The 25,787-nt window shown below is 65.2% G+C and carries 20 protein-coding genes and 2 pseudogenes; 6 read left to right on the forward strand and 16 right to left on the reverse strand.

What is annotated here, in order from left to right; genetic code table 11:
* Positions 1 to 127: 127 nt before the first annotated feature.
* Positions 128 to 2,437 (reverse strand): LamG-like jellyroll fold domain-containing protein, encoded by a 2,310-nt coding sequence (locus ACSFBM_RS20060; protein WP_435485945.1) that lies wholly within the window; start codon positions 2,435 to 2,437, stop codon positions 128 to 130.
* A gap of 629 nt (positions 2,438 to 3,066) precedes the next feature.
* Here ACSFBM_RS20060 and ACSFBM_RS20065 point away from each other — a divergent pair.
* Positions 3,067 to 3,909, forward strand: coding sequence for a dienelactone hydrolase family protein (locus ACSFBM_RS20065; RefSeq protein ID WP_435485946.1), 843 nt, complete (start codon positions 3,067 to 3,069; stop codon positions 3,907 to 3,909).
* A gap of 46 nt (positions 3,910 to 3,955) precedes the next feature.
* On the opposite strand, the gene ACSFBM_RS20070 is transcribed toward ACSFBM_RS20065, so the two are convergent.
* The gene (locus ACSFBM_RS20070; protein WP_435485947.1) at positions 3,956 to 5,182 is read right to left on the reverse strand and encodes a PQQ-dependent sugar dehydrogenase; all 1,227 of its coding nucleotides are present in this window, start codon (positions 5,180 to 5,182) and stop codon (positions 3,956 to 3,958) included.
* A gap of 153 nt (positions 5,183 to 5,335) precedes the next feature.
* Here ACSFBM_RS20070 and ACSFBM_RS20075 point away from each other — a divergent pair, with 153 nt between their 5' ends.
* Positions 5,336 to 6,238: an SMP-30/gluconolactonase/LRE family protein gene (locus tag ACSFBM_RS20075; RefSeq protein ID WP_435485948.1), complete on the forward strand. Its 903-nt coding sequence runs from the start codon at positions 5,336 to 5,338 to the stop codon at positions 6,236 to 6,238.
* On the opposite strand, the gene ACSFBM_RS20080 is transcribed toward ACSFBM_RS20075, so the two are convergent.
* From ACSFBM_RS20080 to ACSFBM_RS20095, 4 genes are all read right to left on the reverse strand, one after another.
* Positions 6,235 to 6,957: an ABC transporter ATP-binding protein gene (locus ACSFBM_RS20080; protein ID WP_435485949.1), complete on the reverse strand. Its 723-nt coding sequence runs from the start codon at positions 6,955 to 6,957 to the stop codon at positions 6,235 to 6,237. The two genes, ACSFBM_RS20075 and ACSFBM_RS20080, sit on opposite strands and share 4 nt — an antisense overlap.
* Before the next feature lie 49 nt (positions 6,958 to 7,006).
* A complete protein-coding gene (locus ACSFBM_RS20085) occupies positions 7,007 to 8,932 on the reverse strand; it encodes a branched-chain amino acid ABC transporter ATP-binding protein/permease (protein ID WP_435485950.1) in 1,926 nt (641 codons plus the stop codon).
* A 25-nt stretch (positions 8,933 to 8,957) separates the two neighbouring features.
* Entirely contained in the window at positions 8,958 to 9,833 is an 876-nt protein-coding gene (locus ACSFBM_RS20090; RefSeq protein ID WP_435485951.1) for a branched-chain amino acid ABC transporter permease, read from the reverse strand.
* Positions 9,834 to 9,916: 83 nt separating this feature from the next.
* Positions 9,917 to 11,146: an ABC transporter substrate-binding protein gene (locus ACSFBM_RS20095; protein ID WP_435485952.1), complete on the reverse strand. Its 1,230-nt coding sequence runs from the start codon at positions 11,144 to 11,146 to the stop codon at positions 9,917 to 9,919.
* Between the two features lie 209 nt (positions 11,147 to 11,355).
* On the opposite strand from ACSFBM_RS20095, the gene ACSFBM_RS20100 reads away from it, so the two are divergent.
* Positions 11,356 to 13,443, forward strand: a complete 2,088-nt coding sequence (locus ACSFBM_RS20100) for a TonB-dependent receptor (RefSeq protein ID WP_435485953.1) — start codon at positions 11,356 to 11,358, stop codon at positions 13,441 to 13,443.
* Here ACSFBM_RS20100 and lplT read toward each other — a convergent pair.
* A complete protein-coding gene (gene lplT / locus ACSFBM_RS20105) occupies positions 13,431 to 14,657 on the reverse strand; it encodes a lysophospholipid transporter LplT (RefSeq protein WP_435485954.1) in 1,227 nt (408 codons plus the stop codon). The genes ACSFBM_RS20100 and lplT overlap by 13 nt on opposite strands.
* Positions 14,654 to 14,851, reverse strand: coding sequence for a hypothetical protein (locus ACSFBM_RS20110; RefSeq protein WP_435485955.1), 198 nt, complete (start codon positions 14,849 to 14,851; stop codon positions 14,654 to 14,656). Before ACSFBM_RS20110 ends, lplT begins: the two co-directional genes overlap by 4 nt.
* A 222-nt stretch (positions 14,852 to 15,073) precedes the next feature.
* Between ACSFBM_RS20110 and ACSFBM_RS20115 the strand changes: the two are divergent.
* The 3 genes and pseudogenes from ACSFBM_RS20115 to ACSFBM_RS20125 all read left to right on the forward strand — a co-directional run.
* Positions 15,074 to 15,364, forward strand: a pseudogene (locus ACSFBM_RS20115) (helix-turn-helix domain-containing protein); the annotation flags it as partial.
* A gap of 308 nt (positions 15,365 to 15,672) precedes the next feature.
* Positions 15,673 to 17,328, forward strand: a complete 1,656-nt coding sequence (locus ACSFBM_RS20120) for an EAL domain-containing protein (protein WP_435485956.1) — start codon at positions 15,673 to 15,675, stop codon at positions 17,326 to 17,328.
* Positions 17,329 to 17,398: 70 nt separating this feature from the next.
* Positions 17,399 to 18,100, forward strand: a complete 702-nt coding sequence (locus tag ACSFBM_RS20125) for a winged helix-turn-helix domain-containing protein (RefSeq protein WP_435485957.1) — start codon at positions 17,399 to 17,401, stop codon at positions 18,098 to 18,100.
* Positions 18,101 to 18,357: 257 nt separating this feature from the next.
* Here the strand turns inward: ACSFBM_RS20125 and ACSFBM_RS20130 are convergent.
* From ACSFBM_RS20130 to ACSFBM_RS20165, 8 genes and pseudogenes are all read right to left on the reverse strand, one after another.
* Positions 18,358 to 19,266 (reverse strand): annotated as a pseudogene (locus tag ACSFBM_RS20130) (SMP-30/gluconolactonase/LRE family protein); the annotation flags it as partial.
* 30 nt (positions 19,267 to 19,296) lie between these two features.
* On the reverse strand, positions 19,297 to 20,184 hold the full coding sequence (locus tag ACSFBM_RS20135; RefSeq protein WP_435485958.1) for an amidohydrolase family protein: 888 nt from the start codon (positions 20,182 to 20,184) through the stop codon (positions 19,297 to 19,299).
* A gap of 7 nt (positions 20,185 to 20,191) precedes the next feature.
* Positions 20,192 to 21,148, reverse strand: coding sequence for a tripartite tricarboxylate transporter substrate binding protein (locus ACSFBM_RS20140; protein WP_435485959.1), 957 nt, complete (start codon positions 21,146 to 21,148; stop codon positions 20,192 to 20,194).
* 46 nt (positions 21,149 to 21,194) lie between these two features.
* Positions 21,195 to 22,175, reverse strand: a complete 981-nt coding sequence (locus tag ACSFBM_RS20145) for a Bug family tripartite tricarboxylate transporter substrate binding protein (protein WP_435485960.1) — start codon at positions 22,173 to 22,175, stop codon at positions 21,195 to 21,197.
* A gap of 36 nt (positions 22,176 to 22,211) precedes the next feature.
* The gene (locus tag ACSFBM_RS20150; protein ID WP_435485961.1) at positions 22,212 to 23,153 is read right to left on the reverse strand and encodes an NAD(P)-dependent oxidoreductase; all 942 of its coding nucleotides are present in this window, start codon (positions 23,151 to 23,153) and stop codon (positions 22,212 to 22,214) included.
* Positions 23,150 to 23,839, reverse strand: a complete 690-nt coding sequence (locus ACSFBM_RS20155) for an RraA family protein (RefSeq protein WP_435485962.1) — start codon at positions 23,837 to 23,839, stop codon at positions 23,150 to 23,152. Before ACSFBM_RS20155 ends, ACSFBM_RS20150 begins: the two co-directional genes overlap by 4 nt.
* A gap of 39 nt (positions 23,840 to 23,878) precedes the next feature.
* Entirely contained in the window at positions 23,879 to 24,865 is a 987-nt protein-coding gene (locus ACSFBM_RS20160; protein WP_435485963.1) for a Bug family tripartite tricarboxylate transporter substrate binding protein, read from the reverse strand.
* Positions 24,862 to 25,782: an amidohydrolase family protein gene (locus ACSFBM_RS20165; protein WP_435485964.1), complete on the reverse strand. Its 921-nt coding sequence runs from the start codon at positions 25,780 to 25,782 to the stop codon at positions 24,862 to 24,864. The genes ACSFBM_RS20160 and ACSFBM_RS20165 overlap by 4 nt, the downstream gene beginning before the upstream one ends.
* Positions 25,783 to 25,787 lie beyond the last annotated feature (5 nt).

Below are 25,787 nucleotides of genomic sequence, written 5' to 3' on the forward strand. Positions count from 1 at the left end.
TGACCTAATCCATCATCGGACAGTGCATTGCCCCGCCCTCGATGAGAACCGGGGTGCGCTCACTGGCGTGACGCCGAGGCATTTTTCAATACCCTGCACCCCACCAGCGGCGCACTGGCCCGTGGCTTCAGGCCGCTCGCGCCGTGAGCCATTTGTCCGAGGACAGTGGCGCGCCGACGATTCGGATCTCGCCCATGTTCCCCAGGAAGCCGGTGGACATCTTCCCGTTCCATTGGCCGCAGCCAATCGCTATTTGCTGGGTGGGAGCCACGTAGCGGATGCCCTTCATGTTCGTGTTGTTCCGCAGAACCGGAGCGCCCTCCACATACATGGTGGTCGAATACGAGGTCGCCGGATCATTGACGATGGCAACGTGCAGCCACTGGCCCGCGGATACACCGCCAGACCAGCAAGCCTGAGTCGTGTTTTGATCGAGCGGGACAATCTCCCACTGAAACTCCATCAGATTCGAGAACGCGAACATCAAGGCGCAATCACCATCGCCCGGACCGAAGCCAGACAGCTGTGATTGCGCGCCCAGGCGATAGAGGATCCCCATCCAGCCATTGAGGTTTGCATCGAAAGCCGGATCGATGTTGACAAAGGCTTCGATGGTGTAGCCGTTCGGAAAGGTCTCCACGTTGAGCGCGGAGTTCTGGTCGGTCGTGAAATACGTCGATCGGCTTTGGGTGGCGTTCAGAAAGCGCAGGCTTCCAGGTGCCGACGACAAGGGGTGATGGCTCTTCGACCACACCAGGTCGCCCGGGCTTCCCATCCAGGTGTTCACCGAAATCGGGTTCTTTCCTCCGACCGACGAATCCAGGATCTGTTGCCCCGGCTGATAGGGAAACAAATCTCCTTCTTCCGCTGCCGCATTGAAGAAACGCCAGTGTGCAAGCGTTCCATCCACCTTGGGATAGTCTTCCGTGCCCGACGGGAGCTTGGCCTGCTTTTGCGGAGGCTGGCTGAAATTCGTCAAGATCAGACTCTTCGCCACGTCGGTAAGCGCGACTTCCGATGATCCGTCCGGAACAGAAAAATTTGCATTGAAAGAAGAGAATCTTTTTGCAAAATCCATGTCCAGAGAAAAAGACTGATTCGGATCAGTCAGCCAGGCAGCATCGAATTCATTGAGCGTCTCTGCAGGCTTCAAGGGCACCCACGGCGAGAATGAACTGGCAATGATCTTCTTGTTGGTGAGATCGAACTCAAACATCCGCAGGAGACCGTTGCCACCCATGTACGCCATTTGATAATCCACAACCATCAAATAGACGTCGTTGCCGAGCGAATTTTTCTTCGTATTGATGCAGGAACCATGGTAGTGACCGCTGACCGCCATGAAGATCTGGTCGTTGCCCTTGATGAGCTTGTCCCACATGTAATTTGAGTAGGCGGTGTCAGCGGTGGTTTTTCCGTCCGTCCCGATGCCAACCAGCTGATGGTTCACCAAGATGACAGGAATGCTCTTGTTGGCCTGTATGACCTGATTCGCCCAGCTGATGGCATCGTCCGATGCTCTCCATGACATCGAGAGCACCAGGAATTGATTTCCCTCGGCTTGAAAAACATGGTATTCATGAAAACCAGAGGCATGTCGGCCCCCGAACGTCGCCTGCTTTTTTGCGCGCTCTGGGGGGAAAACCTGCAAATACGGCTCGAAAAGTCCGACTCGGTGGCTGCCGCCGTCCTGATAACCGTCGTCATTGGCAAAGCCGGTGACACCCACCCCCCAGTCGGGGCCCCATTGCATGTTGTTGTCTTTGTCGGCCCCAATGTCGTGATTTCCGGCACAGATTGAATAAGGGCATTTTGCGGCTTCGAGCACCTGCATGGCCTGGCTTGCGAGCTCCCATTCCTTCGTGACCTGACCGTTGCTCAATTGCCCGTTGCCCACGAGATCGGTGGAGCTGCTCCAGGGTGCCGATCCCTCCGCGGTGTAATACCAGGACTGGTCTACAACATCGCCCAGGTGAATCGTGAAGGGCAACTTCAGCTTCTGGAAGTTCTGCGCAATCCATTGGGTTTGGCTCTTGAATGGATTGTCGTATTGCGGATTTATCTTCGCATACAGCTTCTGGTACAGCTCGCCCATTTTTTCCGAAGCATATCTCGGATAAAACTGGGTATCCGGAAGCACTGCAATGCTGAAGCTCGAAATCTTCTGTGCAGGAGAATTTTGAGTTGGCGTTACTTGGGTCGAGGGATCTTGAGTTCCCGCCCCAGATCCGGTGCCTGATGAACCACCCGCGCCCGCTATGGGAAGCGATCCCATATTGGTGCCATTACCGCCGCCACCACAACCAGACAGCGTTGCAATTCCCGTCACGGAGGCCGCTGCCATCAATTTCAATAATTCTCTCCGCCTGTTTTCCGGCACCGAGGCAAGCGCATTCAAATCAATGGAAGCTTCTTTCGCATCATTCCGATTCTTCATTTATCTGGTTCCATGGTTGCATTGACTATTTCCGGATCTTCGAGATCTCTGGCGGCCATGACTCTATCGGCGAAATATGATGCTTTGGTGAAATGATTGCCGCGCGAATCTGCGCATTCGCGGGGAATTAACTCAACTTTCCATGCAATCCTTTTTCATTTCAGTTGGCTTTCGCTGGAGGTAAATCAATGCTGACACGGTGCTGACGGGATCCGACGTTTTAATTCAGTTGCGATATCGGATTTGATATGGCACTCAACTTTGAACGCTATAGGTTGCGCCGATAGCGAGACGGGAATGTGGCCCAAAACTTGGACTACCAAGAGGTAGTTCATGTATTCATGCGAAGACAGAATTCGAGCTGTCGAGCTGTGCATCAAGCTCGGCAAACGCGTCAGGAGAGTGCACAAGCCGTGGCCCATGCCTACCGCCGGCTGCAGGCTTTGCTGAGTAGGCGGCGCGCGAGCGAAGTTGGAATTTTTTCGGCATACCAAATTTGCACGGCGGTTTGGGAGCCGCTGAATGCCTTTCAGACGCCGGGGGGCAGGGGACAACCTGCCTGCTTGCTAGCCGCCCCGATTCATGGCAAAAGCTGACGTTTGACGTCATCCAAATGAGGTAAACCCATCGTGTGTGATCTGAACGACCAGGAAGAGCTCAAGAAGTACACCCGCCGCGACTTCGGTGCCTTGGCCGCATCCGCCGGCCTGCTGACCGCGCTGCCCAGCGTGGCCAACGCGGTGGCCGTGGCCGAGCGCGAGGTGATCATCACCACCGCAGATGGCAGCTGCGACGCGTACTTTGTCGCGCCCACATCGGGCCCGGCACCCGGCGTGCTGGTATGGCCCGACATCTTCGGCCTTCGCCCCGCCTTCAGGCAGATGGGTCGGCGGCTGGCCGAGTCGGGCTACAGCGTGCTGGTGGTGAACCCCTTCTACAGACAGAAGAAAGCGCCCACCGCAGCGCAGGGCGGCCAGACGCCCATCGCCGAGGTGATGCCGCTGATGCAGGCCCTCACGCCGGCCATGCACCTGAGCGACGGGAAAGCCTTCGTGACCTGGCTCGATGCCCAACGCGAGGTGGACAAGGCGCGCAAGCTGGGTACGACCGGCTATTGCATGGGCGGCCCGATCGCGGTGCGAACTGCCACCGTGGCGCCCGGCCGCGTGGGCGCAGTCGGAACCTTCCACGGTGCTGCCATGGTGACCGCGGCGCCCGACAGCCCCCATCGCCTGGTGGCCCAGACGCAGGCGCGCTATCTGATTGCAGTGGCCGAGAACGACGACACCAAAGACCCCGAAGCCAAGGTCACGCTTCGTGCGGCGTTCGACGCCGCGAAGCTGCCAGCCGAGGTGGAGGTGTACCCAGCGGCCCACGGCTGGTGCCCGCCCGACACACAGGTCTACAACGCTGCCCAATCCGAACGCGCCTGGACGCGCCTGCTCGCGACATTCGGCACGGCGCTGGCCTGATCGCAGCAAGTCCACCCACGACTTGGACTTGATGGCCTCGGCGTGACTACTTCGGCGTGAGCCGATACAAGCCGCCCTCGTGGTCGTCCTCGATCAACCACAGCGCGCCGTCCGGCGCCTGCTCGACGTCGCGAACGCGAAAGCCCACCGTCCAGTGCTCTGCCGGCGTCGCGGTCGCGCCGTGCACCTCGATCCGGTGCAGGGCGCGGCTGACGAGACCGGGCGCGAACGCCGAGCCCTTCCATTTCGGAAACATCTCGCCGCTGTAGAACATCAAGTTGCCGGGCGCGAGGACAGGCGTCCAGTAGATCACCGGCTTGACCAGGTCGGGGCGCGTGTCGGGGCTTGCAATGGGCACGCCGTCGTAGTTCACCGCATAGGAGACGAGCGGCCAACCGTAGTTCTTGCCCGGCTCGATCAGGTTGAGTTCGTCGCCGCCGCGCGGCCCATGCTCGAGCTCCCAAAGGCGACCATCGGGCGCGAACGCGAGGCCGTAGGGCGTGCGATGCCCCGAGGTCCATGTCTCGGACGGCGTCTGGTTGGGGCCGTCGAAAACATGGGTGCGCACGACCGGCGCGGTCCTGGCGGCCTCCGTGTCTCTGGGCGGATCGATCACCGGCACTGACCGTGCGCCGGTCTTGCCCTCCATCGGGTTGCCGGGCGCGGGCTTGCCGTCCAGGGTCAGTCGCAGGATCTTGCCGGCCGGTTGGTTCGGGTCTTGGGCGGGGCTGAAGCGCTGCCGATCGCCGGCCGTGAGAAAGAGAAATTTCTGGTCCGGCGAAAAGGCCACGGCAGCGCCGACCTGGCCCCCCTTGCCCTTGATCGGGTCGTGCCAGACGACCTTCAGGTCCTCGAGCGAGGCGGTGCCGGCGCCGATCTTGAGCGTCGCGCGGGCGAGGGCCAAGCTTGAGGTGCCCGGGTCCTGTCCGGGCTCCGAATAGGTCAGGTAGATCGCCCCGTCGCTCGAATAGGACGGGGCCAGGTACACGCCGAGCAGGCCGTTCTGGCCTTGAGACAGCACCGGCGGCACGCCAGCGACTTCGAGCTTCTGCCCGGATGGGGTCGTGAGGTAAAGCCTGCCGGTCTTCTCGGTGACGAGCATGCGTCCGTCCGGCAGGAAGGCGATGCGCCATGGCAGATCGAACTGCGCGACCTTCGTGAGCTTGAACGGCGGCGATGGGGTGGGGAGCAGCGTTCCGGCGTTGATCTGCGCAACCACGGGCGCTGCACCGAGGACCAGCCCAGGGATGAGTCCGAATTTCGGGAATTGCATGCTTCGCTCTTCAGTGGGTAGTCCGAGGAGTATCTGGCGACCTGGAAAGCAGTGCCGAGCACCGGGCCATCGCGCAGGAGGGGCAAATCCCGAGCGGGTCTGGGCGCAGCGGATGTAGATTGGTTGCCAAACACAACCAAGGAGACATCGTCGATGACCGCCGCCACCTCTTCCGCCCCGTTTTCCACACTGGTTTCCGGCTACAGCTATTTCGAGGCGCCCCGTTGGCATGAAGGCCGGCTGTGGGTGTCGGACTTCTACACGCACCAGGTCATCGCCGTCGGCCTGGACGGCCAGGTCGAGAAAATCGCCGAGGTGCCGCAACAGCCCTCCGGCCTGGGCTGGCTGCCCGACGGACGCCTGCTGATCGTGTCCATGCGCGATCGCAAGCTGCTGCGACGCGAGGCCGACGGCAGGCTGGCCGTTCACGCCGACCTGTCGGGCGTCGCAGGCGGCCACGTCAACGACATGGCGGTGGACGCGCAAGGCCGCGCCTACGTCGGCAACTTCGGCTTCGACCTGATGGGCGGTGCGCCGGTGCAGACCGCGCAGCTGGCCCGCGTCGACCCCGACGGCCGCGTGACCGTGGTCGCCAAGGACATGCACTTCGCCAACGGCGCGATGTGCACGCCGGACGGCAAGACGCTGCTCGTGAACGAAACCTTCGGCAACAGGATTTCGGCCTTCGACATCCAGCCCGACGGCATGCTGGGGCCGCGCCGCGACTGGGCCACCTTCGGCGCCCTGCCGGACGGGCACGACCTCGAATCGATCATCCCGCAACTGAAGGTGGCACCCGATGGCGCCGCGCTCGATGCGCAGGGCGCCGCCTGGATCGCCGACGCGGTGGGCCACCGCGTGCTGCGCGTGGCCGAAGGCGGGCGTGTGCTGCAGGAAATATCGACCGGCGAGATGGGCGTCTTTGCCTGCGCGCTGGGCGGTGCGGACGGCAAGACGCTGTTCCTGTGCGTGGCGCCGGACTTCCTGGAGCACATGAGAAAAGACGCCCGCGAGGCCGCCGTCTGGCACACGCAGGTCAGCGTGCCGGGCGCCTAATGCCCGCCGCCCAGGTAGGCGGCCTTGACGGCCGGGTCGCTGCGCAGCTTCTCGGCCGGCCCATGCAGTGAGATGCGCCCGTTCTCCAGCACATAGCCGTAGTCGGCCACGCCGAGCGCGGCGGCGGCGAACTGTTCCACCAGCAGCATCGTCACGCCCTCGCTCTTGAGCCGCTCGATGATGCGGAACACCTCGGCCACCAGGATCGGCGCCAGGCCCATCGAGGGTTCGTCGAGCAGCACCACCTCGGGGTTCAGCATCACGGCGCGCGCCATGGCGAGCATCTGCTGCTCGCCGCCCGACAGCGTTCCGGCCAACTGCATGCGGCGCTCCTTCAGCCGCGGAAAGAGTTCGAGCGCGCGTTCCAGGTCGCCCGCAACGTCGCCGCGCGGGCGGCTGCCGGTCAGGCGCGGGAAGGCGCCCAGCGTGAGGTTGTCGGTGACGGTCATGGTCGCGAACACGCGCCGTCCCTCGGGCGAATGCGCCAGGCCCAGCTTGGCGATGTGGTACGACTCCAGGCCCTCGATGCGCTTGCCGTTGAGCGTGATCTCGCCGGCGGTGGGCGCGATCATTCCGGAGACGGCCCGCATGGTGGTGGTCTTGCCGGCGCCGTTGGAGCCTATGAGCGTCACGACCTTGCCCTTGGGCACGTCGATCGAGATGCCGTGCAGCACCTGCACCTTGCCGTAGCCCGCAAAAAGATTCTGAATGCTCAGCATGATGGGTTTCCTGCTCTTGCGCTTCCTGCACGTGTGATTTCGGCGCGTGTCATGCGGTGCCGCCCAGATAGGCCTCGATCACCTTCTCGTCGGCCTGCACCTGGGCCGGCTCCCCCTCGGCAATCTTCTGGCCGAAGTCGAGCACCGAGACGGTGTCGCACATGCTCATCACCACGTCCATGTGGTGCTCGATCAGGATCACGGTCACGCCGTGCTCGCGGATCTTGCGGATGATGGCGAGCAGCTCCTTGATGTCGGGCGCGGTCAGCCCGGCGGCCGGCTCGTCGAGCAGCAGCAGCTGCGGATCAAGCGCCAGCGCACGCGCGATCTCCAGCAGGCGCTGCTTGCCGTAGGGCAGGTTGCGCGCCTCCTCGGTGGCGAGCGCCTCGAGGCCGACGAACTTCAGCAGCCCCAGCCCGCGCTGCACAGCGGCCGCGCTCTCGCGCCGGTAGCGCGGCGTGTGCACCGCCACGTCGAGCAGGTTGCTCGCAAAGCTGTGGTGCAGGCCGACCTGCACGTTCTGCAGCGCGGTCATTTCGCCGAACAGCTGCACGTTCTGGAAGGTGCGCGCAATGCCCGACAGCGCGATGTCGGCCGAGGTGCGCCCGACCAGCGAACGGCCGCCGAAGGAGATGGCACCGGCCGTGGGCACGTAGATGCCGGTCAGCACGTTCATCATGGTGCTCTTGCCGGATCCGTTGGGCCCGATCAGGCCGTGGATGGTGCCGCGCTTGATGCGCAGGTCGACGTTGTTGAGCGCTTTCAGGCCGCCGAACTGCATCAGCACGCCGGAGGCCTCGAGCACGTCTTCGCTGCCGCCGGCATGGGCCGCGATGGACACCGCGTCGGCCGGTGCCGCGTCGACGTCGGCTGCCGCAACGGATGCCACGGGCCGGCGCATGTTGAAGGCCTTGCGCACGAAGCCGACGATGCCGTCCTGCAGGTAGTACACGACGAACAGCATGATCACGCCGAAGATCGACAGCCGCCAGTCGGTCATGGCATCGAGCCAGAAGGCGAGGCCCGCCAGCGCGATGCTGCCGACCACGGGAATGGCCATCTGCACGGGGGTGGCGCGCTGCCGCCGGACCGCGACCACCGCGGAGACCAGCACCAGCACGGCCAGCGCCACCGACACGTAGCGAAACAGCACCACGTCGTCCAGCAGCTTGGGCAGCAGCACGATGATGGTGGCGCCGAGCATGGCCCCGATGCGGCTCTTGCGTCCGCCCATGATCACCGCCAGCAGGAACAGCACGGTGAGCTCGAAGTTGTAGGAGTTGGGCGAGATGTACTGCTCGGAGTAGGCATAGAGGCAGCCCGCGAGCCCGGCGAAGCCGGCGCTGATGACGAATGCGTAGACCTTGTAGCGATAGACCGACACCCCCATGCAGTCGGAGGCCACCGGGCTGCCGCGCAGCGCCTCGAAGGCCCGCCCCAGGTGCGAGCGCAGGATGCGGTGCACCACCACCAGCGCCAGCACCATCAGCACCGCCACCACCCAGTAGTACTCGCGGTCGTCGAGCTTGTGGCCGAACAGCGCGGGCTTCTCGAGCTTGATGCCCATCGGACCGTTGGTCAGGAAATCCATCTCGTTGATGAGGATCTGGATGATGGTGCCGAAGGCCAGCGTGACCATGGCAAGGTAGGGCCCCGACACGCGCAGCGCGGGCAATGCCAGCAGCGCGCCGAAGCCGGCCGTGAGCAGAATGGCCACCGGCACCGTGATCCAGAACGGCATCGCAAGCTTGAAGACGAGCACGCCGGCGGCATAGGCGCCCAGGCCGAACAGCCCGGCATGCCCCAGCGAGACCTGGCCGGTGTAGCCCACCACGATGTCGAGCCCGAACAGCAGGATCGCGTAGATCATGATGGTCTCGAGCAGGTGGATGTAGTACGGGTTGTCGATGCCGATCGGGAACAGCAGCAGCGCAGCCACGCCGGCGACCGCAAGAAGCAGATGGCTGGTTTTCATTTTTTCGGAATTCATGGCGAGGCGCTCACACCTTCTTGATGGCGGCTTTGCCGAACAGGCCCGAGGGGCGCACGGCGAGCACGATCAGCAGCAGCACCAGCCCGGGCACGTCCTTGTAGCCGGTGCTCAGGTAGAAGCCGGTGGTGGTCTCGGCAATGCCGAGAATGATCCCGCCCACCACGATGCCCATGCCGCTGGTGAGCCCGCCGATGATGGCGACCGCGAAGGCCTTCAGGCCGAGCACCGCGCCCATCGAGGCGCCGGTCAGGGTGAGCGGCGCGATCAGCACGCCGGCGAAGGCCGCCGTCATGGACGACAGCGCATACGAGAAGGTGATGACCAGGCCGGTGTTGATGCCCATGAGCTTGGCGGCGTCGCGGTCGTTGAAGGTCGCGACCACGGCCTTGCCGTAGATCGAGCGGCGGTTGAACAGCTCCACCGCCAGCATCATGAGCAGCGCGCCGACGACCACCAGGATTTCCATCGGCAGCACATTGGCGCCCAGGAAGTGCAGCGGCGACTCGGGCAGCGGCGACGGAAACTTCAGGTCGTCGCGCCCCCACACGTTCTCTGCCACGTTGGTGAAGATGATGCCCAGCGCGATGGTGGACATGATCCAGCCGAACTCGGACTTGATCTTGATGGCCGGCCGCACCGCGATGCGCTCCACCACCGTGCCCTGGAAGGCGCCGAACAGGCACACCAGCGGAATCATCAGCCAATAGTTCAGCCCCATGTTCACCAGCGTGAGGCCGACCATGGCCCCGAGCATCAGGGCATTGCCCTGGCCGAAGTTCAGGGTGTCCGACGTGGCGAAGGTGAGCTGGTAGCCGAACGCGATGACGGCATAGATCATGCCCAGCGCAATGCCGCTGAAGATGAGTTGGGTGAGGATTTGCATGGCGGCTCGAGGAAAGCGATGGACCAAAAAATGCGCCGCCGCGGGAACAGGCCCCGGGGCGGCGCCGGCGCTCGCGCCGGTGCTTACTTCTTCAGCAGGGCGTCGTTGGCCGCCGCATCCTTCATGCGCACGGTGCCGGCGCTCTTCTGGTCGTCGGCGCTGGCGAAGACCACGCGGCCGCCCTTGACCTCGCCGAACACCGGAATGTTGGCGGTGATGGCGTCGTGGTCGGTCTTGGTGAAGGGCTTGTTGTAGGTCGTCACCACGCCTTCGACCGGCGCCTGCAGGTCTTCGAGCGCCGCCTTGATCTTCGGGCCGTCGGTGCTGCCGGCCTGCTTGATCGCGGCGGCCAGCAGGTAGATGGAGTCGTAGCCCTGCGCCGCCGACACCGGCGAATCCATGCGGTTGTTCTTCGGCTTGAACTTGGCAAGGAAGGCTTCGATGAAGGCCTTGCGCTTGGGCGTGGTCGGCTCCTGGATGAAGGTCTGCGGCATGCGCGCACCGTCGCCGCCGGGGCCGGCGTTGTCGATGAAGTTGGCCATGGCCAGGGTCCAGCTGCCGATGATCGGCACCTTCCAGCCCAGCTTGGTCATGCCGTTGGCGATCTGGGCCAGCTCGGGGCCGATGCCGTAGGTGAGCACGGCCTCTGCGCCGGCTTCCTTCGACTTCAGCAACTGGGCCGTCATGTCGACGTCCTTGATGTTGAACTTCTCGACCGCCACGGGCGTGATGCCCTTGTTCTTGAGCGCGCGCTCCAGGTCCTCGCGGCCGAGCTGGCCGTAGTTGGTGGAGTCGGCCAGGATCGCGACCTTCTTGTAGCCGCGGCGCACGATGGCTTCTTCCACGATCATCGGCGCCTGGATGCTGTCGTGCGCGGCGTTGCGGAAGACGTAGTTCTCGGGGTCCTTGTCGAACTGGTGCGTGATGACCGAGCCGGTCGCGACGTTGTTGAGCACCGGAATCTTCGCCTCCTGGAAGAAGCGCTGCGAGGCCAGCGCCACGCCGGTGTTGATGTAGCCCACGGCGGCCACGACCTTTTCCTTGTTGACGAATTCCTGGGCGATCTGCACGCCGCGTTCGTTCTTGGCTTCGTCGTCGCGTTCGATCAGCTGGATCTGGCGGCCCAGCACACCGCCGGACTTGTTGATTTCCTCGGCAGCCAGGCGCACGCCGTCGCGCATGCTCACACCCATCGAGGACGAGCCGCCGGTGTAGGGGCCGTCCACGCCGATCTTGATCGGATCGGCCGCGAAGGCGGCGGCCGAAAGGGCGAGAGCGCTGCTCAGGGCCAGCAGCTTGAATCGGAATTGCATGGAAAGGTCTCCAACGGTGTTGTGAAAGTCTGGGTCGGAACGACAGGGACGACGCGCAAGCACGAAGCCTGCAAAACATAGTCGATAACCCTTCAGGCCCAGAGAGTGACAACCCTAGCCGGACCCACCACATCCGCCCGGCGTTTTCCCGCGTAAGCGCTGTACCCGCCCCGCGCGGCACCACGACAGACGCAGGAGACACCCGCCCCATGAACCTTCCGTCCCGCACGGCCACGCGGCCCTGGCTGCTCGGCGCCCTGTTCGGCAGCGCCGCCGCCTGCGCCCAGCAGAACCATCTGCCCGAGATCCAGGTCGTCGGCCCGCGCGACACCGCCATCGGCACGGCCGACAGCGCCAGCGAAGGGGCGGTGGAGCGTGAGTCGTACCAGTCGCGGCCCAAGCTGCGCCCCGGCGACATCGTCGAGGCGGTGCCCGGCGTGGTGGCCACGCAGCACTCGGGCGACGGCAAGGCCAACCAGTACTTCCTGCGCGGCTTCAACCTCGACCACGGCACCGACTTCGCGGTGACGGTGGACGGCATGCCGGTCAACATGCCCTCGCACGGCCACGGTCAGGGTTATGCGGACCTCAACTTCCTGATGCCCGAGCTGGTGTCGGGCGTGCGCTACCGCAAGGGCCCGTACTTTGCGCAGAGCGGCGACTTCTCCCTGGCAGGCAGCGCGTCGCTCGACTATTTCAGCGCGCTGGAGGCGCCCTTTGCCGAGCTCACCGTGGGCTCGCACGACTTCAAGCGGCTGCTGGCCGCGGGCTCGCGCACGGTGGACGACCAGACCTGGCTCGGCGCCGTCGAGCTCGAAGGCAACAACGGCCCGTGGAACGTGCCCGAGAACCTGAAGAAGGCCAACGCCGTGCTGCGCTACTCGCAGGGCTCGCCCGCGCGCGGCTTCAGCCTCACGGGCATGGCCTACAGGAGCAGCTGGACCTCGACCGACCAGGTGCCCGAGCGGCTCGTCGACAGCGGCGCGCTGCCGCGCTTCGGCAGCCTGAACCCCACCGACGGCGGCAAGACGCAACGCATCAGCCTGTCGGGCAAGTGGTTCGACAAGGGACCGAACGGCGACACCGAGTTCAGCGCCTACGCCATCGACTACCGCTTCGACCTGTTCTCCGACTTCACCTACTTCCTGAACAACCCCGTCAACGGCGACCAGTTCGAGCAGACCGACCGGCGCCGCATCTTCGGCGCGCAGGGCTTGCATTCGATGGGCAACAAGATCGCGGGGCTCGACGGTCTGCTGAGCTTCGGCGCGCAGTGGCGCGGCGACCGCATCGCCGAGGTGGGGCTCTACGACACCGAAGCGCGCCAGCGCCTGGGCACGGTGCGCAACGACAAGGTGTCGCAGGACCTGTTCTCGGTGTACGGCCAGCAGCTGGTGAACTTCAGCGATCGCTGGCGCGCCTACGTGGGCCTGCGCGGCGATGCGCTGCGCTACAACGTGCAGGGCCGCGAGCCGGTGTATGGGCCGCTCAACAGCGGCAAGGGCCGCGACTCGCAACTGAGCCCCAAGTTCGGCCTGGCCTTCGCGCCTACGGCGGCGCACGAGTTCTATTTCAACGCGGGCGTGGGTTTTCACAGCAACGACGTGCGCGGCGCCACCATCACCACCGACCCGCGCAGCGGCCTGCCGGCCGACCGCGTGCCCGCGCTGGTGAAGGGGCGCGGCGCCGAGGTCGGCTGGCGCTTCCAGCCGAACGAAGACCTCACGGCCACGGTGGCGCTGTGGAAGCTCGACCTGGCCTCCGAGCTGGTCTACGTCGGCGACGCCGGCACCACCGAGCCGGGCCGCGCCAGCACGCGGCGCGGCATCGAGGCCACGCTGCGCTGGAAGTTCGACCGCGCGTGGCGGCTCGAGGTGGACGGCGCGCTGTCGCGTGCGCGCTTCAAGGGCGCGGCACCGGAGGGCGAGGGCAACCACGTCGACAACGCCGTCGAGCGCGTGGTCGCGGCCGGCATCACCTACATCGAAGGCCCGCTGACCGCGTCGCTGCGGCTGCGCTACATGGGGCCGCGCGCGCTGGACACGCTCAACACGGTGCGCTCGCGCGCCACCACGCTGCTGAACTTCGGCGCACGCTATGCGGTGAACCGGCAGCTCACGCTGGGGCTGGACGTGTTCAACCTGGCGGGCCGCAAGGGCAACGACATCGAGTACTACTACGCCTCATGCACGGCCGGCGAGGTGGCCGGCGGCAGCTGCAACGGCGGCGTGAACGACCGCCACGTGCACCCCATGGAGCCACGCACGGTGCGGGTGAGCGCGCGCTACACCTTCTGAGCGGCGAGCGCCTCGCGCGAGGTGCCGAGCCGGCGCGACCACAGAAAGATCGCGCCCATCGCCAGCACCAGGAAGCCGCCGAAGCCCGCGAGCGTGGGCAGCAGAGGGGCGTCGAGCCAGACCAGCGCGCCGTACACCGCGAGCATGGCCAGCGAGGCGGTGCTCTCGTTGGCGTTCTGCACCGCGATCGACTGGCCCGGGTGCATGCGCAGCAGCCCGCGGCTTTGCAGCAAGGCGTTCATCGGCACCAGCAGCAGGCCGGCCAGCGCACCGATCGCCACCAGCATCACAGTGGCCAGCACGGTTTGCGTGACCAGTGTCATCGCCATGACCACGGCGCCCAGCGCCGCGCCCAGCGGCAGCGCGCGCATGGCGCGCTGCAACGGGAACCAGCGCGCCGCGCCCATGGCGCCGGCCACCATGCCCACTGCCACCGCAATCTGCAGCAGCGCGCTTTGCGACAGCGTGAGCCCCAGGCGCTCGGCGCCCCATCGCAACACCAGGAACTGCAGGGTGGCCGAAGCCGCCCAGAACAGGCTGGTCATGGCCAGCGAAATGCGTGCTTCGGCATCGCGCCACAGCAGCTGCAGCGAGTGCCCGAAATCGCGCACCAGCTTGCCCGGATGCGCCAGCGCCGCGCGGTTGCGCGCCGGGCTGTGCGGAATGGAGAGCGTGCACAGGGCCGCGAGCAGGTACACCGCGCCAATGGCCGGCAGTGCATGGCCCTTGTTCACCAGCGTGCCGCCCAGTGCCACGCCGAACAGGATCGACACCACCGTGCTCGCCTCGACCCAGCCGTTGGCCTTGACCAGTTCGTCCTGCGGCAGCAGCTCCGGCAGGATGCCGTACTTGGCCGGCGAATAGGCCGCCGCGCCGAGGCCGACCAGCGCATACGCAACCAGCGGCTGCACATGCCACACCAGCAGCGCGCAGCCCCCCAGCTTCACCAGGTTGGAGACCATCAGCACGCGGCCCTTGGGCGCGGCGTCGGCCACCGCGCCCGCGAAGGCGGCCAGCAGCACGTAGGAAAGATAGAAGAACACGCGCAGCGCCGGCGTCATCCAGCCCGGCGCGTGGCGTTGCATGAGCAGGCCGATGGCAACGATCAGCAGCGCGTTGTCCCCCAGCGAGCTGAAGAACTGCGCAGCCACCACCGAGCGCAGCGCGCGCCGCGAGCGCGCCGACGCCTGCACCGGTTGAACGGGTTCGGTCACGCGGCCACGCCGAAGAAGTGCTGCCGGTAGCGCGGCGACACGCCGCCGATGCGCAGCATCAGGGGCAGGTCGGCGGTGTTGAACGCGACATCGAGCGCGGGCGGGCCGAGCAGGCGTGCGCGGCACAGCCGGTGCCACAGCCGCGCGGCGCTCAGGCCCTGTTCGTCCAGGCCGATGCTGGCGCAGCCGATCATGGTGTCGAGCTGGTGCTCACAGAAGGCGTCTCTGCCACCGGCTTGTCCAGGGTGTTCCGAAAAGGTCCGTAAGTTGTTGTTTTTCATAAGATTTTCCGAGGTCTCCAACGAGCATGCCGTGGTCTTGGTTTCTTTGGCGCTGGCCGATACCGAGTATCTTGCCGATGGCTGCTTCCAACCCCCCCACAGGCAGTTCCTTCATCGGCGCAGACGGCCCTGGGGCTGTCGTCCCAAGATCTCGTGTTCCGCGTCCTGCATCAGCTGACGCAACTCGCTCCGGCGGGCTCGAATTGCTACGACAAGCGCATTACACAGGCGGTCATTGCCTCCTGCTCGGGCTTGTCACGCGAAGTCGTGAACAAGACGATACGTGACTTCGAAAGCCGCGGCCTCGTACGTCGTGACGTAGACGGCATCCATGTGGCGGACTATCTTCGGCCTCCGATTTGCACAAGTCCGGCAAGCTCCCCCATCGAGCCGCGCGGCCCGGCTTCCCGCAACGCCCTGCGATAGGTCCCTGCCTTGCCCGGCCTGCTCAGAACCTCCTGGCTGTCTCCAGAGAAACATCTTTTGCTCGTCGACATCGATACCTGCATCGGCTCCTGTCTTTCGCAAGTTGTGATCTGGATCACAATTTGGCCCCGATAGGGACCACGCCTCATGCGTTACTTCCTCTCGTTCCCTTCGTATAGCCCCCAAGCGGGCGTGAATGCAATATCGTTCGACTTTCTTCTTTGAATGAAAGTTGCGTGATGTTATGTGCTGACTTTCATCCAAGTAAATCAGCCACATTTCGGCGCGACAACGACCCCCGAGCGTCAGTGCTGGGCCAACTCGTGTCAAACAGACGGGGCATTGTTGCGTGGTCCGTGCTCGGCATTGTGGTCACACTCGCCGTGCTATGCGCATGCCTGATTGCTGACGAACAACGCAAGATTCGCTCGGCCGCGGCGACCGTGATCTCCAAACCGCTGGAGCGAGTTGCCGAAATCAATGGGGCGTTCGAGGAACTTCGCGCCCTGGATGCCCAACCGTGCTCCGCGACGCATCTTGCTGCCCTTCGGTCCATCGCCTTTCGATCCGCAATCATTCGCGACGTCATTTACCAAGGGGAAAACGCTGGCTCGCGGTGCAACGGCAACCTTGGCGATGCCGCTTCCAGCCTCCCTTCCAGGAGTCCCGATTTCACGACGGAGACAGGTCGCCGGATATGGCGCAATGTCGACCTGCCGCTCTCGCCGGGCGTCAAATCCACCCTCGTCAAAGAAGGCGGCTACGAACTCCTCATCGCACCAGAGAAGCAGCCTGCGACGGTGGAGGATGGTTACTACGCCTTGAGCATTGTCCTGTTGAACAGGGCCAGCAGCACGATGCTCGTCGTGCGTGGAGCAGATCCAGGGCTTGGTCAACCGTTGTTCATCTCGGGTTCGACGTACTGGCTTCGGGGCGACCTGTTTTCAGTCGCGTGTCTGCCTGGGCAGATCACGTGTTATGTACTGAAGGCTCATGGATTGACCGTCTTGGTGAGCAACCTGATGCTGCTCATCTTCACAGGAATTCTTGCCGGCATCGGTACGGCGCTCGGCGTCGCGTCGTGGTCTGCTCGCAAGTTCAGAATGCGCACCATCGACGCGTTGCTGCGCGAGGCGGTTGCCAAGAAAGAGCTGTTCATGCAATACCAGCCGATCGTGGACAACCGTACCGGCGAGACCGTCTCAGCAGAGGCGTTGATGCGCTGGACCCTCCACAGCGGGGAAAGCGTCTCACCTGTGGTGTTCATCCCCATTGCTGAAGCGAATGACCTGATCGGCAAGCTGACCCTCCTGGCGCTTCAGCGGGTCTCCGAAGACTTCGGCGACTTTCTTCGCACCCACAAGGACTTCAAGATCAGCGTGAACGTCGTTCCCGCGGACATGGTGGACAGCAGCTTCCACCAGTCGCTGCAGCATCACTTTGACAAAGAGGGCATTGCCCCCACGCAACTGGCCTTTGAACTCACGGAGCGCACTTCTGCAAAGCTCGAATCTGCAGTGACCGTGATGCTGGAGCTGGGCGGCCGCGGCCATGAAATCTATATCGATGATTTCGGCACTGGATACGCCAACCTGTCCTACCTCAGCGACTTGAAGGTCGACAAGATCAAGCTGGACAAGAAATTCACCGACACGGTGGGTACGGGTACATTGAGGGAGCGAATCGTCCCATCCGTGATTGAACTGGCCAGGGAGCTGGGTGTAGAAATCATCGTCGAGGGAGTCGAAAACAACGAGCAGGTCAAGTACTTCCGAAACCGCGGCGTGCACCTTATGCAAGGCTGGTTTTACGGTCGTCCGCTGCCCTCGGGGGAGCTGATTCGCACGTTGGAGGTGACCCAGGGGTGGGGAACGGGCCAGGTTTCCAGGTCTGCCGACATGCCAGCCGACGACGTCCGGTACGAGCTAAAACTTGCCGCCGCAGCAATGCCAAGTGCGGCATAGCGATCCGTGCCGTGCGGCTGAACGGCTTGACAACTGAGCAAATCCAAAAAATCTGATCGGGAGAGGAATATTGAAGACCATCAGGGCAGCGCTTGTCGTCCAGGACCACATTCGCAGAGATCAACTGAGTTCGCATCTTCGACGAATCGGCCCCTCGGTGCATGAGTTTCAAGACTCCAACGAGTTTCTCGAGCAGCTCGCGAAAGATCACCAGTTCGATGTGCTGGTGATGACTGTCACACGACATGCAGAGTGGCTCGGCGTCTCGGGCATTTGCCAGGCAAAGGATGTTCCGGTCCTTCTCTGTCTGGATGAACTGCAATGGCGGTCGCTCCCGCGCAACGCCGATTTCTTCGGCGCCAACGTCATTGGGATCACGAACTTGAGCGACGACGAACTTGAATGGAGGATTGAAGCACTCCTGCACCGGTCCGGTTTTCGTGCGGTGCGCGGCGATGCTGAGCGGGAAGTAAGTTGGGGCGACTATCGCTTTGTGATGGACGGCCGCCATGTGGTGATTCACAAGAACCTCGAGATCCAGCTTCAACCGCTTCAGTTCGACTTGGCGATCACTCTCTTCGGCAATATGGGCCATGTGGTGTCGCGCGAACTGCTCATGCGCTCGTTGTGGAATGGTTCCACGCAAAGCAGCCGCTCTCGGGCGTTGGATGTATGCGTCACGAGAGTGCGAAAGCGCCTGGCCTTGCGCGAGGAAAATGGATTTTCGCTGGTGCCGGTTTATGGACGTGGCTACAAGCTGATGGCCGCCTAAACTGCAAATGCAGTCTTCGCATGAGCCAGTCCTCACGATCGTGCGCATGAGGGCGCTACCGAGAAATTCTCGGACCCGACTCATGCTGACCGAGAGTAAAGGCAGGCAGTTAACGGCTGCTCTGGAACGTCGTCTGCAGCCTGCAATTGTGAATGCCGCGAGGACTTTGCCGCAGGAACGCCGTTACGCATTCTCCATGGCATGAGGCGTGCTTGTTGGGTGTCAGCGATTCGCTGTTTGCTGTTGGCGGGAAACGAGCGGTGCAGCACGACGCCTGGAGCGTCGAGTGCATGCATCAGCACGTTTCCATGTGTGGAGTCGGTGACGAACAGCGTTGACCGGTTCGGCCCGCCGAAGGCGATGTTCGTGGTCGATGCACCGGCCGGACCGCGCAGCACCATGACAGGCTCCGCGCGCGTGCTGAGCACCCAGACGTAGCCCAGGCCAGGATTGGCAACGAGCACCCGGCCCTGCGTGTCGACCGCGAGCCCGTCAGGACCGCTGGGTCCATACGAAGTGAAGAACTGACTCACCTTGGACACGCTCCCGTCGGCCAGCAGCGGCACGCGCCAGACGCAGTTACCCCGCGTCACCGCAAGGTAGAGCACCTTGCCGTCCGGAGAGAGGGCCACGCCGTTCGGGCTGGGTACGTTCGACAGGAGCAGGTCGAGCTGGCCGTTCGGGCGCAGGCGGTAGAGGCGGCCCGATGCGTCGTGAAGCCCGCTTTGTCCCTGGTCCGTGAAGTAGATGTTGCCCTGGGCGTCGAGCACCAGGTCGTTCACGCCCTTGAAGCTCTCGGTGTTGCGCCGTTGCAAGTGCGGCGTGACCTGCCCGGTCTGCACGTCCACGCGCATCAGGCCGTTCCTGTAGTCGGTGACGAGCAGGGTGTGGGCATCGACGAACTTCATGCCGTTGGGTTCGCCGTCGTACTCGGCCACCTGCGTCCATGCGCCTGCCGCGTCGATCCGGAAGATGCGGCCGAAGGGAATGTCGCAGACGTAGAGATTGCCGGCGTCGTCGAACACCGGCCCTTCAAGGAACGAGTCGGTCGGCTGCCCGCCGCGGTTGGCGTCGGCCCAGACGCTGCGCTGCGGTCGCCGGAAGGACGCGGGCATCGTCGTGAAGGTCTGCAGTTCCAGCACCTGGGGCGCTTGCAGAAGGTACATGTCGGTCTCCTTGGAAGATGGTGCTGCGCCTCACGCGGCCGCGAACCCGTAGAGCTTCGCCGGGTTGTCCACCAATATGCGGTCGCGCACCGCCGTGCTGTCGCACCAGGCCGCGAGAACGTCGGCCAGGTCGGCATCGTTGACGGTGTCCGGCGCCTCGGTGGTGTGGGGCCAGTCGCTGCCCCACACCAGGCGCTCTGGCGCGGCAGCGACCAGTGCGCGGCCGAGGCTGGAGACATCGCCGTAGGCGGGCGCCCCGTCGCGCGATCGCATGTACACGCCCGACAGCTTCATCCATGTGTTGCCGCCGTCCAGCAGCCGGCGCGCGACCGCATAGGCCTCGCCCTTGATGCCTTCGGCCGGATCGATGCGGGCCATGTGGTCGATGACCAGCGGCACCGGGAGTTTGGCGAGCAAGGGGGCGAGCGCCACCAGCTGCTCCGGTTGCACGAAGACCTGCACGTGCCAGCCCAGGCGGGCCACCTTGCGTGCCAGGGTGGTCAGCATCTCCGGCGTGGTCGTGCCCCAGGACTGCGGAGTGACGAAGTTCACGCGCAGGCCGCACACGCGCTGCGCCGCGAGCGCGTCGAGCTCGCTGTCGGCCACCCGGTGGCCGACGACGGCCACGCCGCGTGCACGCTCGCCCAGTTGAGCGACTGCGTCGAGCGTGCAGGCGTTGTCCGTGCCGTATGTCGAGGGATTGACCACGACCGTGCGCGAGGTGCCCAACCGCTGCTGCAACCGGCGATAGGCCGCCACATCGGCGAGCGGCGGCTGGCGCTTCCAGTGCGGCGATGGCGCGAACCGCGGGTCGAAGATGTGCATGTGGCTGTCGCAGGCATCCTGGGGCAGTGCATGCGCGGGCCGGTTGATGCCGACGGAATGGGGAACCGTTCGAGATTCCGGCACGTTGTTCATGGCGTCTTCAATCGAGCTTGATGTTGCCCTTGCGGATCACGTCCGCCCACTTCGCATCTTCCTTCTTCAGGAAGTCGGCGAACTCGGCCGGCGTCGAGCCCACCGGCTGCACGCCGACGTCCACGAAGCGGCGCTTCACATCGTCTTCCTTCAGCACATCGATGACCGCCTTGTGGAGCTTGTCGGCAATGGGTGCGGGCGTGCCGGCGGGTATCAGCAGGCCGTTCCATTCATAGGCCTCGTAGCCGGGGGCCACCGTTTCGCCCAGGGTCGGCACCTCCGGCAGGCGCGCCGAGCGCTGCGGCGACGACACCGCCAGCGCGCGCAGCTTGCCCGACGACACCAGCGGGTAGGAGGCTGCGATTGTGCTGAACATGAAGTCGACCTGGCCGCCCATCACGTCGACGATGGCAGGGCCGCCGCTCTTGTAGCCGACGTGGACCATGTCCAGCCCGAGCCGCTGGCGCAGGAGCTCTGCCGCGAGACGCTGCACGGTGCCGCTGCCGCCCGATGCGTAGTTCATCTTGCCCGGCTCGGCCTTGGCCTTGGCCACGAGGTCCTGGATGCGCTTGAGCGGTGACTCCGCACGCACGATCACGATGTTCGGTGCCAGTGCGACGAGCGCCAGTGGCTGCAGCGCATTGCTTGCATACGGCATGCCGGGGAACAGGTGCGGGTTGATCGAGTACGGCGTGGCGTCGTACAGCACCGTGTAGCCGTCGGGCGCGGCCTTGGCGGCAAAGGCCGCGCCGATGGTGCCGCTGGCGCCGGGCCGGTTGTCGACGATCACGCTGGTGCCGAGCTTCTGGCCGACGCGAACCGCGAGCACGCGGGCCAGCGCATCGGCCGAGCCGCCTGGCGCGTAGGGCACGACGAGGGTGATGGGGCGCTCGGGATAGGCGGCGTGGGCGAGGGCGGCTGCGCACAGGCACAGGGCGAGCAGGCCTCGGACGAGGAATTTCATGATGTCTCCGATGTGTGGCGACGGCTGCGGGCAAGGCGCAGCGCGTTCATTCGGTCTTGAGGTCGAGCGAGCGGGCCAGCTCGCCGTACAGCTTGACCTCGCGCGTCAATTGCGCGCCGAAGGCATCGCCGCAGGTGTTCTGCGCCTCTATGCCGAGCGAGCGCAATTTCTCCCGCGTGGCCGGTGACTGTGCGAACTCGGTGGCGACACGGCGCAAGATGGCCACCACCTCCGGCGGCGTCTTCGCGGGCGCCAGCAGGCCGTACCACGCGTCGGCCGTGTAGCCCTTGACGCCCACTTCCTCGAAGGTCGGCACGTTCGGCAGCAGCGCCGAGCGCTTGGGCGATGCCACCGCCAGGGCCGTCAGCTTGCCGGACTGCACCTGGGTGAGCACCGAGCCCAGCGTGGCGAAGGAGCTGTCGACCTGGCCGCCCATGAGGTCGGTCGTCGCCTGCGCCGCACCCTTGTACGGGATGTGGTTCATCGACGTGCCCGTCAGCTGTGTGAAGTGCGCGCTTGCGAAATGCCCGGAGCTGCCGGAGCCCGGCGTCGCATACGTGCGCTTGCCGGGCTCGGCCTTCACCGCCTGCAGGAAGGCCCCGAAGGAGTTGACCGGCATCGACGGGCCGACCACCAGCACCGTGGGACTCACGGCGAGCGAACACACCGGCGCGAACGAGCGCAAGGCATCGAACTTGACCCGCTGGCTGTAGAGCGCGGGAATCATGGTGTGGTTGGTCGCACCCAGCAGCAGCGTGTAGCCGTCGGCCGGAGCCGCCGCGACAGCCTCGGCCGCCAGGATCGTGTTGGCGCCGGGTTTGTTGTCCACGATGAACGGCTGGCCCAGCGCGCGCGATGCGTGGTCGGCGAAGGCGCGTGCCACCACGTCGGTGGGGCCGCCCGCGGAAAAGCCCACGAGCACGCGCACCGGCTTGGCGGGCCATGCCTGTGCGTATACCTCTGCAGCCAGGACCGTCAGTAGTCCGAACGCGGCCACCACGCCACGGATGCTTTCACTTCTCTTCATTTCTGTCTCCTTTGTATCGAGCGCCGGCTGCATGCCTCAGGTGGTCGCCGTCTGGCGCGAAAGCACCTCCAGAAGGTTCCTTGCCGCACCGACGCCCATGTTCACGTAAGCATCGCTGGTCACGCCGCCGATGTGAGGGCTGAGCACGATGTTCTTTTCGCCCTGGAACGGATGGCCGGGTGTCATCGGCTCGACCGCGAAGCTGTCCAGCCCGGCCATGGCGACCTGGCCCGAACGCACGGCCGCCAGCAACGCGTCTTCATCGATCAGCCCGCCGCGGGCCGTGTTGACGATGATCACGCCGCGCTTGCATTGCGCCAGTGTGCGGGCGTTGAGCAGCCCGCGGTTGTCGTCGGTCAGCGGACAGTGCAACGATACGGCGTCGGACTCGGCCCAGAGGGTCGCAAGGTCGGCGGGTTGCACACAGGCTGGAAGGTTCTTTGCGAAAGGGTCGTAGCCAAGCACCCGCATGCCCAGCGCGTCGGCCATGCGCGCGAAGCGAAGGCCGATGGCGCCCAGGCCGACAAGGCCGATGGTGCGCCCGCCGAGCTCCAGGCTCTTGTGCGTCGCCTTGTCCCAGTGGCCGGCATGCATGCGCGCGTCGAGCGCCACCACCGATTTGGCGCAGGCCAGCAGCAAAGCCAGCGCCTGCTCGGCCACCGCAGCCGCATTGGCACCCACGGCCGCCACCACTTCGATGCCGCGCGCCTGCGCCGCGGTCTTGTCGATCGTGTCGGTTCCGCTGCCGTGCTTGGAGATCACCTTCAGCGAAGGTGCCGCGTCCATCACGGCGGCACCCACCTTGCCGTAGCGCACGATGATGGCCACGGGGTCGTGCGCGCGGCAAAGGGCGACCAGATCGTCCTCGGTCGGCGTCTTGCCGGCGTAGACGATGTCATGGCCTTCGAGCAGCGCGAGTGCCTGCGGCGCCAGGTCGGCACCGGTCACGAGGATGGAGCTCCCGAGGGGCGCGGTCACAGCGTCTCGCCTTCCTTCAGCACACCGGCCGCGCGCAGCGCCGAGTCCAGCCACTTGGCCGCGGTGTCGCCTTCCTTTATGGCGGCGATGCGCGCGGCCTCGTCGCGGACCTTCCTGGCCGCCAGCGGCAGCAGCGATTCGATCTTCTCGCGCTCGACCACGACCACGCCGTCGCCGTCGCCGATCACGAAGTCGCCGGGGTGCACCGTCACGCCGCCGATGGACACCGGGTGTCCGATGCGCCCGCCGATGTTCTTCGTCGGCCCGTTCGGGTTGGTGCCCACGCTGAAGACGGGGAAGTCCATCTCGTCGATCTCGAGGCTGTCGCGGCAGGGGCCGTCCATCACCACGCCGGCAATGCCGAGCTTCTTGCAGGCCGTCATCATGATGGTGCCCATCAGGGCCGAGGTCTGGTCGCCCTTGCCGTCGATCACGAGCACGTCGCCGGGTTTTGCCATGGCAATGGCTGCATGGATCATGAGGTTGTCGCCGGGGCGAACTTCCACCGTGATGGCGGTGCCGGCCAGCTTCATGCGCGGGCGCAGGGCCTTGATGCGGCCGTCCAGCGCGCCGCGGCGGCCGGCCACGTCGGCGAGGATGGCTGGCTGGAATTCGGCGGCCTGCGCCACGATGTTCGCGGGCACGCGCTCGAAGTTGCGAATGATGTCGGGAAGGGTCGAGGACATGGAAGTACTTTCAGGAGAGGAAGGGGAATGGAATGAAGTTCAGTCGGGCTTGACGCCGGCGTCCTTGATGACCTTGGCCCACTTGGACAGGTCGGCCTTCTGGGTGTCGGCGAGTTGCTGCGGCGTGCTTCCCACCAGCGTGACGCCGAGCTTGTCGGCCATGGCGACGACCTCGGGGTCCTTCAGCTGGCGCACGATTTCGTCGTGCAGGCGCTGGACCACCGGCGCAGGCGTGCCGGCCGGCGCATACATGGCCTGCCACTGCTCCACCACGAAGTCCTTGAAGCCCGCTTGTCCCATGGTCGGTACGTCGGGCAAGGCCTTCAGGCGTGCAGCCGAAGTGACGGCCAAAGCCTTGAGGTGACCGCTCTGGATATGCGGCAGCGCGGCCGCCACCGGCGCGAACATGAAGGTCGCATGGCCTGCCAGGACGTCCTGGATGGCCGGCGTGTCGCCCTTGTAGGGAACGTGCGTCAGCTTCGCGCCCGTCTGCAGCCGCAGCAGTTCGCCCTGCATCTGCAGCACCGTGCCGTTGCCGCCGGAGGCAAACGAGAGCTCGTCGGGGCGCGCCTTCGCTTGCGCGACAAGGTCCGCGACCGTTCTGAACGGCTGGCTGGCACCGACGATGAGCACATGCGGGATGGTCCCGATGAGCGACACCGGCGCGAAGGCCTTGACCGGGTCGTACTGCATCTTCGCGAGCAGGTTCGGCACGATCGCTTGCGGGCCGATCGATGTGCCCAGCAGCGTGTAGCCATCGGGTGCGGCACGCGCGACGAAGGCGGAGCCGATCGTGCCCGTGGCGCCCGCCTTGTTGTCGACGATCACCGTGGCGCCCAGGGAGGTGCCCAATCGCAGCGCGATGGCACGCCCGAGGATGTCGGTGGTGCCGCCCGGCGGGTACGGCACCACCCAGGTGATGGGCTTGCCGGTGGGCCACTGGCCTTGAGCGAAAGCGGGGAACGACACGGCGGCAAGCGCGGTCAGGCCCAGCGCGCCGAATCGGCGCCGATGAATGCGGATCATGGAGTCTCCTGAGAGGCAGTGGGGCGGTCGAAGCCGTAGAGCGCGACCGGGTTGTCGACCAGCACGCGGCGCAGCGCTTGCCGCGTGCCGGTCCAGTCGGCGAGCAGCGCCATCAGCTGTGCGTCGTCCGGCATGGCCTGGTGGCCGGCGCTGGCGGACGCGTGCGGCCAGTCGCTCCCCCAGAGCACGCGATCCGGTGCGGCTTCCAGGAAGCTGCGCGCCAGTGCGGCCACGTCTTCGTACCGCGGCGCGCCCCGCTCGCTGACGATGTAGGCACCGGACAGCTTGACCCAGGCCCGGCGCTCCTCTAGCAGGCGAAGGATCAGCGCATGCGACGCGTGCCTGCCGGCCATGGAGGGCGCGAGCCGGCCGAAATGGTCGAACACCACCGGCACCGGCAGCTGGCCCAGCACGCCAGCGAGGTCACTCCACATGTGCGCGGGCGCAAGCAGCTGAAGATGCCATCCCAGCGGCGCAATACGACGTGCGAGCGGCTCGATCTGCGATGCGGAATTCACGACACCCAGCGACAGATTCAGTCGGATGCCACGCACCCCGCGCGCGTGCAGCGCCTCCAGCCCGGAACCGCCGACTTGTTCGTCGACCACGGCCACGCCGCGTGCTTGTGTTCCGAAGGCTGCAAGTGCGTCGCACAGCGGTCCGTTGTCGATGCCATAGGTCGAAGGGGTCACGAAAACGACCCGCTGCGTTCCCGTGCGCCGCTGCAGCCGGCGGTAGTCCGCCGCGCTGGCGTCCGGCGGCCTCAGCGTGGCGCCGGGTGCTGCGGGATAGCGCGCGTCGTACAGATGCACATGGCAGTCGCAGGCATCGGGTGGAACGTCGACAGGGGTGCGGCCGCGCCCCGCGGAGAACGGAGCGACGAACGCATCCGCGTACGAAGCATCAATCGCGGCCATGCGAA

Source organism: Variovorax pasteuri (assembly GCF_051216435.1).
GTDB lineage: Bacteria > Pseudomonadota > Gammaproteobacteria > Burkholderiales > Burkholderiaceae_C > Variovorax.

Excerpts from the sequence above, each read along its gene's own strand:
- ACSFBM_RS20085 (WP_435485950.1), bottom strand. The coding sequence starts at position 8,932 with ATGAAAACCAGCCATCTGCTTCTTGCGGTCGCCGGCGTGGCTGCGCTG.
- ACSFBM_RS20140 (WP_435485959.1), bottom strand. The coding sequence starts at position 21,148 with ATGAAATTCCTCGTCCGAGGCCTGCTCGCCCTGTGCCTGTGCGCAGCC.
- ACSFBM_RS20160 (WP_435485963.1), bottom strand. The coding sequence starts at position 24,865 with ATGATCCGCATTCATCGGCGCCGATTCGGCGCGCTGGGCCTGACCGCG.
- ACSFBM_RS20060 (WP_435485945.1), bottom strand. The coding sequence starts at position 2,437 with ATGAAGAATCGGAATGATGCGAAAGAAGCTTCCATTGATTTGAATGCG.
- ACSFBM_RS20145 (WP_435485960.1), bottom strand. The coding sequence starts at position 22,175 with ATGAAGAGAAGTGAAAGCATCCGTGGCGTGGTGGCCGCGTTCGGACTA.
- ACSFBM_RS20095 (WP_435485952.1), bottom strand. The coding sequence starts at position 11,146 with ATGCAATTCCGATTCAAGCTGCTGGCCCTGAGCAGCGCTCTCGCCCTT.
- ACSFBM_RS20075 (WP_435485948.1), top strand. The coding sequence starts at position 5,336 with ATGACCGCCGCCACCTCTTCCGCCCCGTTTTCCACACTGGTTTCCGGC.
- ACSFBM_RS20090 (WP_435485951.1), bottom strand. The coding sequence starts at position 9,833 with ATGCAAATCCTCACCCAACTCATCTTCAGCGGCATTGCGCTGGGCATG.
- ACSFBM_RS20165 (WP_435485964.1), bottom strand. The coding sequence starts at position 25,782 with ATGGCCGCGATTGATGCTTCGTACGCGGATGCGTTCGTCGCTCCGTTC.
- ACSFBM_RS20100 (WP_435485953.1), top strand. The coding sequence starts at position 11,356 with ATGAACCTTCCGTCCCGCACGGCCACGCGGCCCTGGCTGCTCGGCGCC.
- ACSFBM_RS20070 (WP_435485947.1), bottom strand. The coding sequence starts at position 5,182 with ATGCAATTCCCGAAATTCGGACTCATCCCTGGGCTGGTCCTCGGTGCA.
- ACSFBM_RS20080 (WP_435485949.1), bottom strand. The coding sequence starts at position 6,957 with ATGCTGAGCATTCAGAATCTTTTTGCGGGCTACGGCAAGGTGCAGGTG.
- ACSFBM_RS20110 (WP_435485955.1), bottom strand. The coding sequence starts at position 14,851 with ATGATCGGCTGCGCCAGCATCGGCCTGGACGAACAGGGCCTGAGCGCC.
- ACSFBM_RS20135 (WP_435485958.1), bottom strand. The coding sequence starts at position 20,184 with ATGAACAACGTGCCGGAATCTCGAACGGTTCCCCATTCCGTCGGCATC.
- ACSFBM_RS20155 (WP_435485962.1), bottom strand. The coding sequence starts at position 23,839 with ATGTCCTCGACCCTTCCCGACATCATTCGCAACTTCGAGCGCGTGCCC.